Genomic DNA, 12,132 nt, shown 5'->3' on the forward strand with positions numbered 1-12,132 from the left:
CACGGCCGGCGCCGCGTCAGGAGATGCGCGCCGCCGGGCCGCTGCCACCGTGCCACGTTTCCGGGCGCGGAGTCGCGAGGGGACTACCCGATGGCGTGGTGAACACACTCCGGACGATCCCGCGCAAGTGGCCGGCGAACCCGTCGGGGGCACGGCCGTCGGTGCGGGCGCTCGTCGCGACGGGATGCGCCTCGTCGCGGACGACGGGCAGCCCCGCCCGGTCCAGGCGCGCCACGAGGGCCACGTCCTCCCCGGTGGCGAACGGGGGGAAGCCCCCGACCGCGCGGTAGGCGCCCGCGGCGACGCCGAGGCTCGCGCCGTGCACGTGGCGGTGCGCATCGCCCCCCCCGCCCGCGCCGCCCGCGCCGCCCGCGCCGCCCGCACCGTGGTCGTCGTACTGCGCGCGGTAGCGCACGTGGACCGCCTGCGGGAGGCCCGCCCAGTCCAGGACCTCGACGGTGCCGACCCACGCCCCGGCGCCCGCCGCCCACGCCCGGAGCTGCGCGCCGAACCAGTCCCGCGGCACCACCGAGTCCGCATCGGTCGTCGCCAGCCACCCCGCGGGCTCGCGCGACGAGAGCAGCGCGGCCGCCCCCGCCGCCCGCGCGCGCCCGACGTTGCGCGCGCCGAGCAGCAGCACGTCCGCCCCGCCCGCCCGGGCGACCTCGGCGGTGCCGTCGGTGCAGGCGTCGGCGACGACGAGCACGCGCACCCGGGCGCGGCCGGCCACCGCACCGGCGGCCACGCGCAGGCCGTCGAGGCAGTCGGCCAGCAGCGCCTCCTCGTCGTGGGCGGGCACCACGGCGCCGATCAGGGGCAGGCTCACCGCAGGCCCGTCTCCTGGGCCACCGACCGCGCCTCCGGGGGCGTCCGCGCGTACACCTCGAGGCGGAAGTCGGCCTCGTCGTGGCGGACGACGCGGGCGAGCCCGGGTCGGTCGGCGAGCTCGTCGTGCACCGCGCCGCCCTCGACCGGGTACTCCGGCGCCTCCCGCAGCCAGTGCACGGCGAGCAGGTGGCCGCCCGGGCGCAGGCACCCGGTCACGGCGTCCCAGAACGCGGCACGGTCGGCGTCGTCGAGGTAGTAGACGACCTCGGAGGCCACGACCAGGTCGAACGTCCCGTCCGGCGTCCGTGGGGGCAGCGCGCCCTGCTCGACGCGGACGTGCGGCCGGTCGGCGAGCCGGGCCCGGGTCGCGTCGACGGCGCGCTGCGCGGGGTCCCAGCAGACGAGCTCGTCGCAGCGCGCGGCCAGCGGCACCGACAGGGCCCCGCCCGCGCAGCCGGGCTCGAACGCCCGCGCGTAGCGGGGACGGGGCAGGGCGGCGAGCACGACCGCGCGCTTGCGCTCCTCGTACCAGCCGCGCTCGATGCCCCACGGGTCGGCGTCGGCGGCGTAGAGCTCGTCGAAGTACTCGGACGACAGGCTCACGCGGGCCCCCAGACGATCTCGACGTCGCGCCGGAAGCGCGCCAGCACCTCGGGCGACAGGACGGCGGCGTCGCGCGGGTCGTCGGACAGCGCCGCGACCTGCGTGGTGAACCGGTCGATGGCCGCGCCCTTCGCGCCGACCGCGGTACCGGGCAGTTGCAGGCGCCGCGCGCCCTCGAGCGTGACGTCGCCCGGGCGAGCCCAGTGCCACAGCCACACCGGGTAGCGCCAGCACGCGGCCCCGACCTGCGCCGCGGCGGCGGCCCCGCCGTGGGCGGTGGCGTCGTGGTCGGGATGGCCGTCGCCGGCGACGGGCACGAGGACGGTGTCGCCGGGGTCGAGCACGGGGACGAGGCGCTCGGTGACGTCGTCGGCGACGACGGCGGCGTCGGGGAGCCGGAGCCGGTCGACCGCGGCCTCGACGCCGAGCACCGCGAGCGCGGCGCGGCGCTCCTCGGCGCGCCGCTCGGCGAGCTCGGCGGGCGCGAGCGTGGGGCTGCCGGGGTGCGAGCCCTCCCCGTCGGTCACCGCGACGACCAGCAGCGGCGTGCCGTGCGCCGCCCACACCGCCAGCGAGCCGCCGACGCCGAGCACCTCGTCGTCGGGGTGCGGGGCGACGACGACGACCCGGCCGGGCGGGCGCACGGCGAGCGGGTCGCGGGCCGGCACCGTGCCCAGCCCGCCCGGGCCCCACCACACGTCCTCGGGCGTCCCGTGGCCCTTCAGCGACGGGCCGCTCACGGCAGGAGGTCCCGGTCGTCGGTGACCAGCTCACCGAGGGTCGCCAGGTCCCGCTCGGCGTGGCTCTGGCGCACGTAGACCTCGAGGTCGGCGACCCGGCGGGCGTGCTCGGCGTCGCGGGCCTGCGGGCCGGGGCCGAGGGCGCGCCCGGTGCGGCGCAGCGCGCTCTCGACGGCCGTCTCGGCGACCGCGCGCACCCGCAGGGCCCGGCGCCGCTCCTCGCTCCACGATCCGGGCGGCTCGTCGTCGAGGGCCGCGGCGGCGGCACGCAGCAGCATCCGGGCGGCGGCGAGGTCGGCGTCGACGGCGCCGAGGTGCGCGAGGCCGTGGTCGTCGAGCCGCCCCTCGCGCCCGGCGCGGCGCAGCGGCGCGGACACGCCGACCGCGCCGCCGTACCAGGCGGCGGCCACGGCGATCGCGCCGTGCCAGAACCCGGGGCGTGCGAGATAGGCCTCCGCACCGCCGACCTCGACGGCGGGGACGTCGGTGAGGTCGACCGTGGCCGCGGCGCTGCCGCGCATGCCCAGCGCCTGCCACTCGCCCGCGCGGACCTCGATCCCGGGCGCGGCGAGGTCGATCGCGAAGAGCCGCCGGCCGTCGTCGGCGTGCCCGGTGACCAGCGCGTGGGTGCACGGTCCCGCCGCGCCCGAGCAGAAGGGCTTCTGCCCGGCCAGGCACCAGGCGTCGCCCTCGCGGCGCGCGCGGACCTCGACGCCCGGCGGCTCGGCGGCCCAGACGCCCCAGCACGAGTCCGGCGGGGCGGGCGGGCCGTCGAGCTCGGCGAGGATCGTCAGCGCGTCCAGGTGGGCCTCGGCGAGGCGCGCGACGTCGAGGTCCTGGGTGGCTGCGGCGGCGAGCACGCCGAGGTTGTGCCGGGTGCGCCCGTCGCCGCGGGGCGAGGGCGACGTCGTGAACCGGGCGAGGACGGGCCGGAGCGCGTCGAAGGGCGTCACGGGCTCTCCTCGGGGGCCGGCGGCAGCGGCGGGCGCAGTCGGGCGCAGTCGGGCACAGTCGGACCTGACCGCCGTGACGGCGACGTCCCGGAGCGCGGGGCTGGACCCCGGGACGGAGGGCGGGCCCCGCCCTCGGCGGCGCCCGCGGCTCGACGGACCGGGCCGGGACTACCCGGCGTCCGACGGGCTCACCCGTGATCCACGCCCGGCCCCGGCCGCGACGCGGTGTGCTCGGCCCCGTGCTCGGCCCCGTGCTCCACGGCGCGCTCCACCTGCGCCGCGAGCGACACCAGCCGCGCGTCCTGCCCGGGCGGGACGAGGCACTGGACGGCCAGCGGGAGCCCCGCCCGGGTGTGCCCGACCGGCACCACGGCCGCCGGGAGCCCGAGGTGGTTCGCGGCGGGCGTGTGCGCGTAGTGCCGGGCGAGCGCGAGCATCGTCGGCAGCCCGCGCCGGCCCGCCCACTGCCCGACGGGCGCGGCCGGCCCGCGCGCGGGCGGGGTGAGCAGGACGTCGACCCCGAGGTCGGCGTGGACCCGCCGGCCCCGCGCCTCGCCCTGGCGGCGCGCCCGGCCGATCGCGGCGTCCGGGATGCGGCGCCCGATCGCCGCGACCTCGCGGGTGCGGGCCTCGAGCAGCGCCGGGTCGTCGACCTCGCCCGCGGCCGTCGCGAGGCCGTGCAGCATGCGGGCGACGAACCCGGCGGGCGCGGCGCCGTAGCGCACCCGGACGTCGCGGACCTCGTGCCCGAGGTCGGCGAGCGCGTCGGCGGTGCGGCGCACGGCGGCGGCGAGCTCGGGGTCCAGGGGCAGTGCCGGGGCGACGGGCGAGGCGAGGTCGACGCCGATGCGCAGCGCCGGCGGCTCCTGGGCCGCGGCGGCCGCGAGCGGGGTGGGGAAGTCGCCGAGCAGGTCGAGGTAGGTCGCGGAGTCGGCGACGCGCCGCGTCAGGCAGCCCTGGACCGACAGGCCGTTCCACCCGCCGCCCGGGGTGCGCCCGGCGCCCGGCTTGATCCCGACGAGCCCGCAGCAGGCCGCGGGGATGCGGATCGAGCCGGCCCCGTCGCTGGCGGTGGCGATCCCGACCGCGCCGCCCGCGACCGCCGCCGCCGATCCGCCCGACGAGCCGCCGGAGGTTCGGGTCGGGTCGACCGGGTTGCGGGTGACGCCGAAGCGCTCGGACTCGGTGAACCCGTAGAGCGCGAGCTCGGGCAGGGTGGTGCGCCCGATCGGCACCAGGCCCGCCGCGCGCAGCGTCGTGACCACGGTGCCGTCGGCGGCGGCCGGGGTGGTGCGCGCCCGCGTGCCCCAGGACGTCACGTGGCCGGCGGCGTCGAGGTCGTCCTTGAGCGCGATCGGCACGCCGAGCAGCGGGCCGTCCTCGCCGGCGGCGCGCCGCCGGTCGGCCTCGGCGGCCGCGGCGTGCGCGCCGTCCTCGTCGAGCTCGGCGAAGGCGTTGACCCGGGCGTCGAGGGCGCGCGCGGCCTGCAGCGTCGCCTCCGCGAGCGCCACGGCGCTCACCGTTCCGGCGCGCAGCGCGGCGGCCTGGACGAGCGGGGTCTGGGTGACGAGGGCGGCGGCGTCCACGGGTCGGCAACCTAGCCCGACCAGCCCGCCCGCACCGACGCCGCGCAGCGTCCGGGGTCGTCGCCCGCGGCGGAGACGATCGCGGTGAGCAGCGGCGGGGCGTGCTCGGCGAGGGCCGCGCGGGGCAGCACGTCGGAGATCACGAGCAGGATCAGCCCGTGCCCCGCGGCCCACTGCCGGGTGGCGACGGCGAGGGGATCGGCGTCGATCCGCCCGGCGTCGCGCGCCCGGGCCGCGGCGTCGACCAGCACCGTGAACGCCGCCCCGGCCGCCTCCGGGTCGGGCAGGTCGGCAGCCGCGTCGAACATCGCCCGGTAGAGCGCCGGGTGCGCCAGGGCGTGGGCGGCGTACGCGGCGCCGAGGGCGGCGAGGTCACGCACGGGGTCGTCGGTGGGCGCGACGTCCGCCAGCCGCGTCGCGAGCCGCCCGAACCCCTCCTGGCGGACCGCCGCCCAGAGCCCCGCGATGCCGTCGAAGTGCGTGTACACCGCCATCGTCGACGTCCCGACCCGGGTCGCGAGCGCGCGCAGGGTCACCGGCTCGCGGGCGACGAGCATCGCCGCCGCCTGCTCGACGAGGGCGGTGCGCACGGCGGGATCGGGCGAGCGGGGCACTTGCCGAGTGTCCCATCACCCTGTTATACCTAGCGAGTCATAACAACGTTATAGCGCTCCAGGAGGACACCGTGACCGTCGAGCTGCTCAACCCGGCCGGCCTGCCCGCGCCCGACGTCTACCGCCAGGTCGCCGTCGCGTCGGGCTCGCGCACCGTCTACCTGTCCGGCCAGGTCGCGCGCACCGCCGACGGCACGCCCGTCGGCCCCGGCGACCTCGCCGCCCAGACCGAGCAGGCGTACCGCAACGTCGCCACCGGCCTCGCCGCCGTCGGGGCCACGTTCGCCGACGTCGCGAAGATGACCGTCTACGTCGTCGACCTGACACCGGAGAAGATGGGCGCGTTCGGCGAGGGCGCGATGCGCGCCGCCGCCGACCTGGGCCAGGCGACGCCGGCCATCACGCTGATCGGGGTCACCGCGCTCGGCGAGCCCGACCTCCTCGTCGAGGTCGAGGCGACGGCCGTCCTCCCGTGAGGTGCGCTCCGCGCAGGTGAGCAGAAAGAAGTGCTGGAGCCCTTCTTTTCTGCTCACCTGCCCGCAGGGGCACCTAGCCCACGAACTCGAGCAGGGCGCGGTTGAACTCCTCGGCGTGGGTGGCGTTGAAGCCGTGCGGGCCGCCCTCGACGACGACGGTGCGGCTGTCCTTGACGGCCTCGGCGGTGCGCTTGCCCGAGACCTCGAAGGGCACGATCGCGTCCGAGTCGCCGTGGATGACCAGCGTCGGGACGTCGATCTTCCCGAGGTCGTCGCGGAAGTCGGTGTAGCTGAAGGCCTTGATGCACTCCAGCGTGCCCTTCGGCGACGCGAACTCGGCGATCTCGCGGTGGTAGAGCCGCGAGGGCTCGCTGATGAGGTCGGTGCGGCCGCCGGCGGCGAAGAAGTTCGTGACGAAGCCGTCGAGGAACGCCACGCGGTCGCCGGTCACACCGTCGAGGAAGCCCTGGATGGTGGCGTCGTCGAGGCCGCCGTCGGGGTTGTCGTCGGTCTTGTACAGGTACGGCGGCACGGCGCCGGCGAACACGGCCTGCGCGACGCGCTCGCTGCCGTAGCGACCGAGGTAGCGCGCGACCTCGCCGCCACCCATGGAGAAGCCGACCAGCGTCACGTCGCGCAGGTCGAGGTGACGCAGCAGGGCATCGAGGTCGGCGGCGAAGGTGTCGTAGTCGTAACCGGTCCACGGCTGTGACGACGAGCCGAAGCCCCGGCGGTCGTAGGTCACGACGCGGTGACCGGCGTCGACGAGGGCCGGGACCTGCTTCTCCCAGGAGCGGCCGGACAGCGGCCAGCCGTGGATGAGCACGACGGGGCGGCCGGCCCCGTGGTCCTCGTAGTACAGGTCGACCGGGCTGCCGTTCTCGTTCGCGACGGTGAGCGTGGGCATGTCACAGTCCTTCCATCGTGGGCGATGCAATCGGTCGCAACTGACCTACCGACGCGTGCATTCCCGGCACTGTCGGTCCCCCGCGTCAGGGTGGCGCCATGACCATCGCGATCACCACCCCGCGGGGGCACGTCGGGTCCCACGTACTGCGGATCCTCGTCGCGGCCGGGGTCCGGCCGCGGCTGCTCCTGCGCGACCCTGCCGCCCTCGAGCCCGCGTGGTCCGGGCACGTCGAAGCCGTGCGCTGCGACCAGGACGACGGCGACGCCGTCGTCGCCGCCACCCGCGGGGTCGAGGCCCTGCTGTGGGTGAGCCCGACGGCGCACGACGGCGATCCCGTCGCCGCCCACGCCCGGCGGGGCGCCCACGTGGCGCGCGCGGTCGTCGAGAACGGCATCGCCCGCACCGTGTTCCTGTCGAGCATCGGGGCGGAGAAGCGGAACGGAGCCGGCGAGATCGACGGCCTCGCCCGCGTCGAGGAGGCCCTCGACGCCACCGGCGCCCCGGTGCTGCACCTGCGCCCCGGCTACTTCTTCTCCAACCTCGAGCTCGACCTCGACGGGCTGCGCGCCGGCGTCCTGCGCACCACGCTGCCGCTCGATCTGCCCCAGCCCTGGGTCGACCCGCGCGACATCGCCGAGGTCGCCGCGGCCCGCCTGCTCGCGCCGTGGACGGCGCGCGGGGCGCAGGCCGTCCACGGTCCGCGCGACCTCTCGTTCCGCGAGGTCGCGGAGGTCCTCACCGCGGTGCTCGGGCGGCCGGTGCGCGCCGAGCAGCAGACCGACGACGAGGTGCGCGCCGGGCTGCGCGCGGTCGGGCTGGCGGAGGTCCAGGTCGAGGCGATCGTCGGGATGGCCGCGGGGACGCGCGAGGGCTTCGTGCCCGAGCAGCCCCGCACCGCGCTGACCACCACGCCGGGCACCCTCGCCGGCTGGGCCCACGCGCACCTGCGGCCCCTCGTCTGAGGGGGTGCGGGGCCGGGTGGGAGGCCGGCCGGGCGCGCGACCGCCGCCGGTGGGCCGTTCGTCGGCGCTGCTCGACCATCTGCCGCCGGGATGTCGCCGCCTGATCGATCCGGTCGCCCGCCACGGAGTCCCACAGCCCGTGACCGCGTTCACTGGGGGTAGGCGCCCGGGCCGCCAGAGCGTCCGGGCCGCAGGAAAGGGGCAGACATGATCAAGAATCGGGAGCTGGCCCTCATCCCGGACTCGGCCCTGGGGCTCGTCGAACCGCCGACGACCTCCCCCACACGGCCCGCCACACCGCCGGCCCCGCGGTCGGCATCGTCCCGCGGCACCCGCACGCCACGGCCGACGGACCACCGCTCGACGTCGCGCGGCGCGCGGGCGGCACGCTAGGAGGCCCGCGGCTCCGCGTGGCGCAGCGTCACCGTGGTGCCGGTCGGCCCGGGGTCCACGGTGTAGCCGTCGACGAGCTGCTCGATCATCGTCAGACCGCGGCCGCGGTAGCTCGCCCGCTCGGCCGGCGCGCGCCAGCGGCCGGTGTCGGCGACGGTGACGACGAGGACGCGGGGGTCCGCGGGGTCGCGGCCGGCCGCGAGGGTCATGGTGCCGGGCTCGTCACGGTCGGCGTAGGCGTGCTCGACGGCGTTCTCGAGCGCCTCGCTGACGGCCAGGGTGAGGTTGTCGACGGTGTCGTCGTCACCGAGCACCTCGCGCAGCCAGCGGCGTGCCGCGCGGCGCAGGCGCCCGACGTGCTCCGGGGCGGCGGGCGCCTCGAGCTGCAACAGCTCCTCGGCCTCGATCTCCGCCGCGGCCTCGGCCTCGGACTCGGCCTCGGACTCGACCACGGGCTCGTTCACCACGCCCTCCCCCCGACGCTGCCGGCCCCTAGGGTGTGCCCGCAGGAGACCCACAGCACTCGGCCGTTCACGTTCTACACGATCTCGGGGACCACGTGACCACCTTCCGCGCCGCCGTCGAGAGCGGCGACATGGCCGCCGCCGTCGCGCTCCTCGCCGACGAGGTGGAGTTCCACAGCCCGGTCGTGCACCGCCCCTACCAGGGCCGCGAGGCCGTGGCGCCGATCCTGCACGCGGTCGCGACGGTGTTCGAGGACTTCCGCTACGTCGCGGAGATGGACGACGGCGACGACCACCTGCTCGTCTTCCGCGCGCACGTCGGCGACCGCGAGCTCGAGGGCATCGACCTGCTCCACCACGACCCGAGCGGGGCGATCGACCGGCTGACCGTGATGATCCGGCCGCTGTCGGCGCTGCAGGCCGTGGCGGCGGCGATGCGGGAGCAGCTCACCGGGACGTGACCGGGCGGATCGCGCCGAGCAGACTGCGCGCCGTGGACGCCGCGTACGACGCCGAGCCGTGGTCCGACTTCGCCGCCGGCATGGCCGGGGCGGCGGCCGCGCTCGCGGGCCTGCTGTTCGTCGCCGTGTCGATCAACATCCAGACGATCCTCGCCGGGGGCATCGCCGGACGCGCCGCGCAGGCCCTCGTCCTGCTCGCGCTGCCGGTGTTCTTCTCGCTGGCGCTCCTGGTGCCCGGGCAGCCGGACGTCGCGCTCGCGATCGAGCTGATGCTGATCGCCGCGGTCGTCGCGCCCGGGCTGGCACGGCTCGCGCGGCCCGGCGCCCGGGCCCCCGAGCATCCGGTCCCGTCGTGGGCCGCGACGACCGTGCTCCCGTCGGTGGTGGTGGTCGTCGCGCCCGTGCTCGCCGCGATCGGGCTGCTCACCGGATCGATCCCTCGGCGGGCTCTACTGGCTCCCGGCCGCGGTGGCGCTCGCCCTGTTCGGTGGCCTCGTCAACGCGTGGGTGCTGCTCGTGGAGATCCTGCGCTAACGCCCGACGCCGCGGGCCGCCGGACGCGCGGTGAGCGCGCCGAGGACCGCCACGACCGCGAACGTCGCGAACAGCCAGCGCGCGGAGGCGAGGGGGTCCGCACCGCCGAGGGCGAGGCCCGCGCCGCCGAGCGCGGTGCCGACGGAGACTGCGAGCATCTGGACGGTCGTGACGGCGGCGGAGGCCTTGTCGGCCTCGCCCTCGTCCTGCTCCGCGGGGCTCTCTTCGGGCTCGGCACCCCCGATCGCAGCGGCGGCCAGGTGCGGCCAGGCGGTACCGATCCCCAGGCCGCCCGCGACGAGCCCGACGGCCCAGAGCACCGCGGCGACCGGGCCCTCGAGCGTGAGCAGCGTGACCGCGACCAGCACCGTGCCCCCGGCGAGCAGCGCGGGCCCGACGAGGACCCGGGGACGCGGGCGGCGCGCGGAGGCGCTGACCATCTCGCCGAGCACCCAGCCCGCGCCCAGCGCGACGCCGAGGAAGCCGGCGGTGACCGGCGTGAGGCCCGCGACCCGCTGGCCCACGAGGGGCACGAACGCCTCGAGCCCGGAGACGCCGACGAGCACCGCGCTCAGCCCGTAGATCCAGCGCAGCGGCGAGCCGGGCCGGAAGGTGGCGCGCGGGAGAACCGCCGCGCTCGTCCGCTGCTCGTGGACGACGAACCCCACGAGCAGCACGGCGGCGACGAGCAGCCCGACGCCCGCGGCCAGCACGTCGGCGGCGAGGCCCGCGACCGACAGCACCGCCGCGGCCGCGCCGACCAGCAGCACCGAGCCGACCGGGAACGGCCCCGGCGACGTCCTCGCCCGCGCGCGGTGCAGGGCCGCGGGGACGATGGCGGCGATCACCAGACTGCCGACGACGAGCGCGCCGAACGCCCAGCGCCACAGGCCGACCTCGGCGAGCAGGCCCCCGAGCCCGGGGCCGACGATCAGCGCGACGCCCCACATCGCCGCGATCACCGCGCTGCCGCGCGTCCAGAGCGTGCGGGGCAGGGCGATGCGGATGAGCGCGTAGCCCATGCCGGCGAGCAGGCCGCCGCCCGCCCCCTGCACGACGCGCCCGAGCAGGAGGACCGCCATCGACGGGGCGACGGCGTCGACGAGCGCCCCGACCGCGAAGACGGCGAGCGCGACGAGGTAGGCGCGGCCCGGGGACACGGTGGCGAGCACGCGGCTGGTCAGCGAGGACGCGACCACGGCCGCGAGCAGGAAGAGGGTGGTCGGCCAGGCGTAGAAGGCCTGGCCGCCGATCTCGGCGACGGCGGAGGGCAGGAGGCTCGCGGTCACGTAGGTGTCGATCGCGAACATCAGCGTGCCGCCCGCGAGCACCCCGACCGCACCGCGGTGCTCGCGTGTCAGCAGCTGCGCCCAGGACCCCGCCTCGCCCACGACCCGCTCAGGCCGCGCGGTCGGTGGGCACGTCGATGACCTGCCCGGCCTCGAGCGCCCGGGTCTCGCGGGTCTCGAGGACGCGGTCGCTGCGGTAGCGCGCGACCTTCTCGGCCTTGCGCGGCGGGCCGTCGTTGGCGATGAGCACGGCCACCCAGGGCAGCGGCACCGACAGGGCCACGAGCACCGCGGCGGCGATCGTCCACCCGAACCCGATGGCCAGCACCCCGGCGACGACGAGGCACGGGATGCGCAGCGACATGATCAGGGAGTAGCGGCGCTTGCGGGCCGCGAACTCCTCCGCGGGGGAGACGGCCGCACCGGTGATCAGGACTGGACTGGTCTCGCGACGTCGCACGACGGCTCCTCTCCGGACCCCGATGTCCGGAACGCGGTCCCGCTCGCGTCGATCTCGGCGCGGTTTCGGACCGGCATCCTGTTCAACACCGCGGGTCCCCACCCACATCCGGTCGGCCCCGCCCGCGGCCGGTGGCTCCCGTCACCCGGTGCCCTCCGGGCACGTGAGCGCACCCGAAACCGCTGGACCGGGCGGCGCCGGGCGAGCGAGGCTGCCGCCGTGCCCGATCGCCTGCTCGCCTTCGTCGTCGCCTGCGCGATCGTCATCGTCATCCCGGGCCCGAGCGTGGTGTTCGCGGTCGGGCGCGCGCTCGCGGCCGGGCGGCGGCGGGCGCTGTGCTCGGTGCTCGGCAACTCGCTGGGCATCGGGCTCCAGGTGCTCGCCGTCGGCGTCGGACTCGGGGCGGTGATCGAGCGCTCGGCCCTGGCGTTCACCGTCGTCAAGTTCGCCGGCGCCGCGTACCTCGTCGTCCTCGGGATCGGCGCCATCCGCCACCGGCACGGCACCGCCGCCGCCCTCGCGACGCCCCGCGCCACCCCGGCCCTGCCCGGCTGGTGGCGCTCGACCCTCGACGGCCTCGTCGTCGGGCTGCTCAACCCCAAGAGCGCGCTCTTCCTCGTCGCGTTCCTGCCGCAGTTCGTCAACCCGGCGCAGCCGGCGCTCCCGCAGATCGTCGTGCTCGGCGTCGTCATGACCTCGATCGGGCTGACGTTCGACAGCGCCTGGGCGCTCGGCGCCGGGACGGCCCGCGCGTGGTTCGCCCGGTCGCCGCGACGGCTCTCGGTGCTCGGCGGGGCGGGCGGCGTCGCGATGATCGGGCTCGGCGCCGGCCTCGCGACGACGTCCCGGGCGGCCTGAC

General features: G+C 77.3%; 15 protein-coding genes. 4 read left to right on the forward strand and 11 right to left on the reverse strand.

Annotated elements, in window-relative coordinates:
• Nucleotides 1-16: 16 nt before the first annotated feature.
• The 6 genes from ACYX4T_RS17160 to ACYX4T_RS17185 form a co-directional block, all read right to left on the reverse strand.
• The gene (locus tag ACYX4T_RS17160; protein WP_476010509.1) at nt 17-826 is read right to left on the reverse strand and encodes a glycosyltransferase family 2 protein; all 810 of its coding nucleotides are present in this window, start codon (nt 824-826) and stop codon (nt 17-19) included.
• Nucleotides 823-1,431, reverse strand: a complete 609-nt coding sequence (locus ACYX4T_RS17165) for a class I SAM-dependent methyltransferase (RefSeq protein WP_476010510.1) — start codon at nt 1,429-1,431, stop codon at nt 823-825. The genes ACYX4T_RS17160 and ACYX4T_RS17165 overlap by 4 nt, the downstream gene beginning before the upstream one ends.
• Nucleotides 1,428-2,171: a PIG-L deacetylase family protein gene (locus ACYX4T_RS17170; RefSeq protein ID WP_476010511.1), complete on the reverse strand. Its 744-nt coding sequence runs from the start codon at nt 2,169-2,171 to the stop codon at nt 1,428-1,430. The genes ACYX4T_RS17165 and ACYX4T_RS17170 overlap by 4 nt, the downstream gene beginning before the upstream one ends.
• Nucleotides 2,168-3,124, reverse strand: a complete 957-nt coding sequence (locus ACYX4T_RS17175; RefSeq protein ID WP_476010512.1) for an acyl-CoA dehydrogenase family protein — start codon at nt 3,122-3,124, stop codon at nt 2,168-2,170. The genes ACYX4T_RS17170 and ACYX4T_RS17175 overlap by 4 nt, the downstream gene beginning before the upstream one ends.
• A 188-nt stretch (nt 3,125-3,312) precedes the next feature.
• On the reverse strand, nt 3,313-4,710 hold the full coding sequence (locus ACYX4T_RS17180) for an amidase (RefSeq protein ID WP_476010513.1): 1,398 nt from the start codon (nt 4,708-4,710) through the stop codon (nt 3,313-3,315).
• 11 nt (nt 4,711-4,721) lie between these two features.
• A complete protein-coding gene (locus ACYX4T_RS17185; protein WP_476010514.1) occupies nt 4,722-5,324 on the reverse strand; it encodes a TetR/AcrR family transcriptional regulator in 603 nt (200 codons plus the stop codon).
• A gap of 71 nt (nt 5,325-5,395) precedes the next feature.
• Between ACYX4T_RS17185 and ACYX4T_RS17190 the strand changes: the two genes are divergently transcribed.
• The gene (locus ACYX4T_RS17190) at nt 5,396-5,800 is read left to right on the forward strand and encodes a RidA family protein (protein ID WP_476010515.1); all 405 of its coding nucleotides are present in this window, start codon (nt 5,396-5,398) and stop codon (nt 5,798-5,800) included.
• A 73-nt stretch (nt 5,801-5,873) separates the two neighbouring features.
• On the opposite strand, the gene ACYX4T_RS17195 is transcribed toward ACYX4T_RS17190, so the two are convergent.
• Nucleotides 5,874-6,707, reverse strand: coding sequence for an alpha/beta fold hydrolase (locus ACYX4T_RS17195; RefSeq protein WP_476010516.1), 834 nt, complete (start codon nt 6,705-6,707; stop codon nt 5,874-5,876).
• A gap of 98 nt (nt 6,708-6,805) precedes the next feature.
• On the opposite strand from ACYX4T_RS17195, the gene ACYX4T_RS17200 reads away from it, so the two are divergent.
• The gene (locus ACYX4T_RS17200; protein ID WP_476010517.1) at nt 6,806-7,672 is read left to right on the forward strand and encodes an NmrA family NAD(P)-binding protein; all 867 of its coding nucleotides are present in this window, start codon (nt 6,806-6,808) and stop codon (nt 7,670-7,672) included.
• Between the two features lie 389 nt (nt 7,673-8,061).
• Here the strand turns inward: ACYX4T_RS17200 and ACYX4T_RS17205 are convergent, their stop codons facing one another.
• A complete protein-coding gene (locus tag ACYX4T_RS17205; protein ID WP_476010518.1) occupies nt 8,062-8,529 on the reverse strand; it encodes an ATP-binding protein in 468 nt (155 codons plus the stop codon).
• A 95-nt stretch (nt 8,530-8,624) separates the two neighbouring features.
• On the opposite strand from ACYX4T_RS17205, the gene ACYX4T_RS17210 reads away from it, so the two are divergent.
• Complete coding sequence (locus tag ACYX4T_RS17210) at nt 8,625-8,990, forward strand: nuclear transport factor 2 family protein (RefSeq protein WP_476010519.1); 366 nt, start codon at nt 8,625-8,627, stop codon at nt 8,988-8,990.
• Here the strand turns inward: ACYX4T_RS17210 and ACYX4T_RS17215 are convergent.
• The 3 genes from ACYX4T_RS17215 to ACYX4T_RS17225 form a co-directional block, all read right to left on the reverse strand.
• Nucleotides 8,977-9,417, reverse strand: a complete 441-nt coding sequence (locus ACYX4T_RS17215; protein ID WP_476010520.1) for a hypothetical protein — start codon at nt 9,415-9,417, stop codon at nt 8,977-8,979. The two genes, ACYX4T_RS17210 and ACYX4T_RS17215, sit on opposite strands and share 14 nt — an antisense overlap.
• A gap of 103 nt (nt 9,418-9,520) precedes the next feature.
• Nucleotides 9,521-10,915, reverse strand: coding sequence for an MFS transporter (locus ACYX4T_RS17220; protein WP_476010521.1), 1,395 nt, complete (start codon nt 10,913-10,915; stop codon nt 9,521-9,523).
• Between the two features lie 7 nt (nt 10,916-10,922).
• Nucleotides 10,923-11,273 (reverse strand): DUF3099 domain-containing protein, encoded by a 351-nt coding sequence (locus tag ACYX4T_RS17225; protein ID WP_476010522.1) that lies wholly within the window; start codon nt 11,271-11,273, stop codon nt 10,923-10,925.
• Nucleotides 11,274-11,492: 219 nt separating this feature from the next.
• On the opposite strand from ACYX4T_RS17225, the gene ACYX4T_RS17230 reads away from it, so the two are divergent.
• Nucleotides 11,493-12,131, forward strand: a complete 639-nt coding sequence (locus tag ACYX4T_RS17230; RefSeq protein WP_476010523.1) for a LysE family translocator — start codon at nt 11,493-11,495, stop codon at nt 12,129-12,131.
• The last annotated feature ends 1 nt before the right edge of the window (nt 12,132 follow it).

This window comes from Actinomycetospora sp. ABD4_176 (assembly GCF_056311855.1).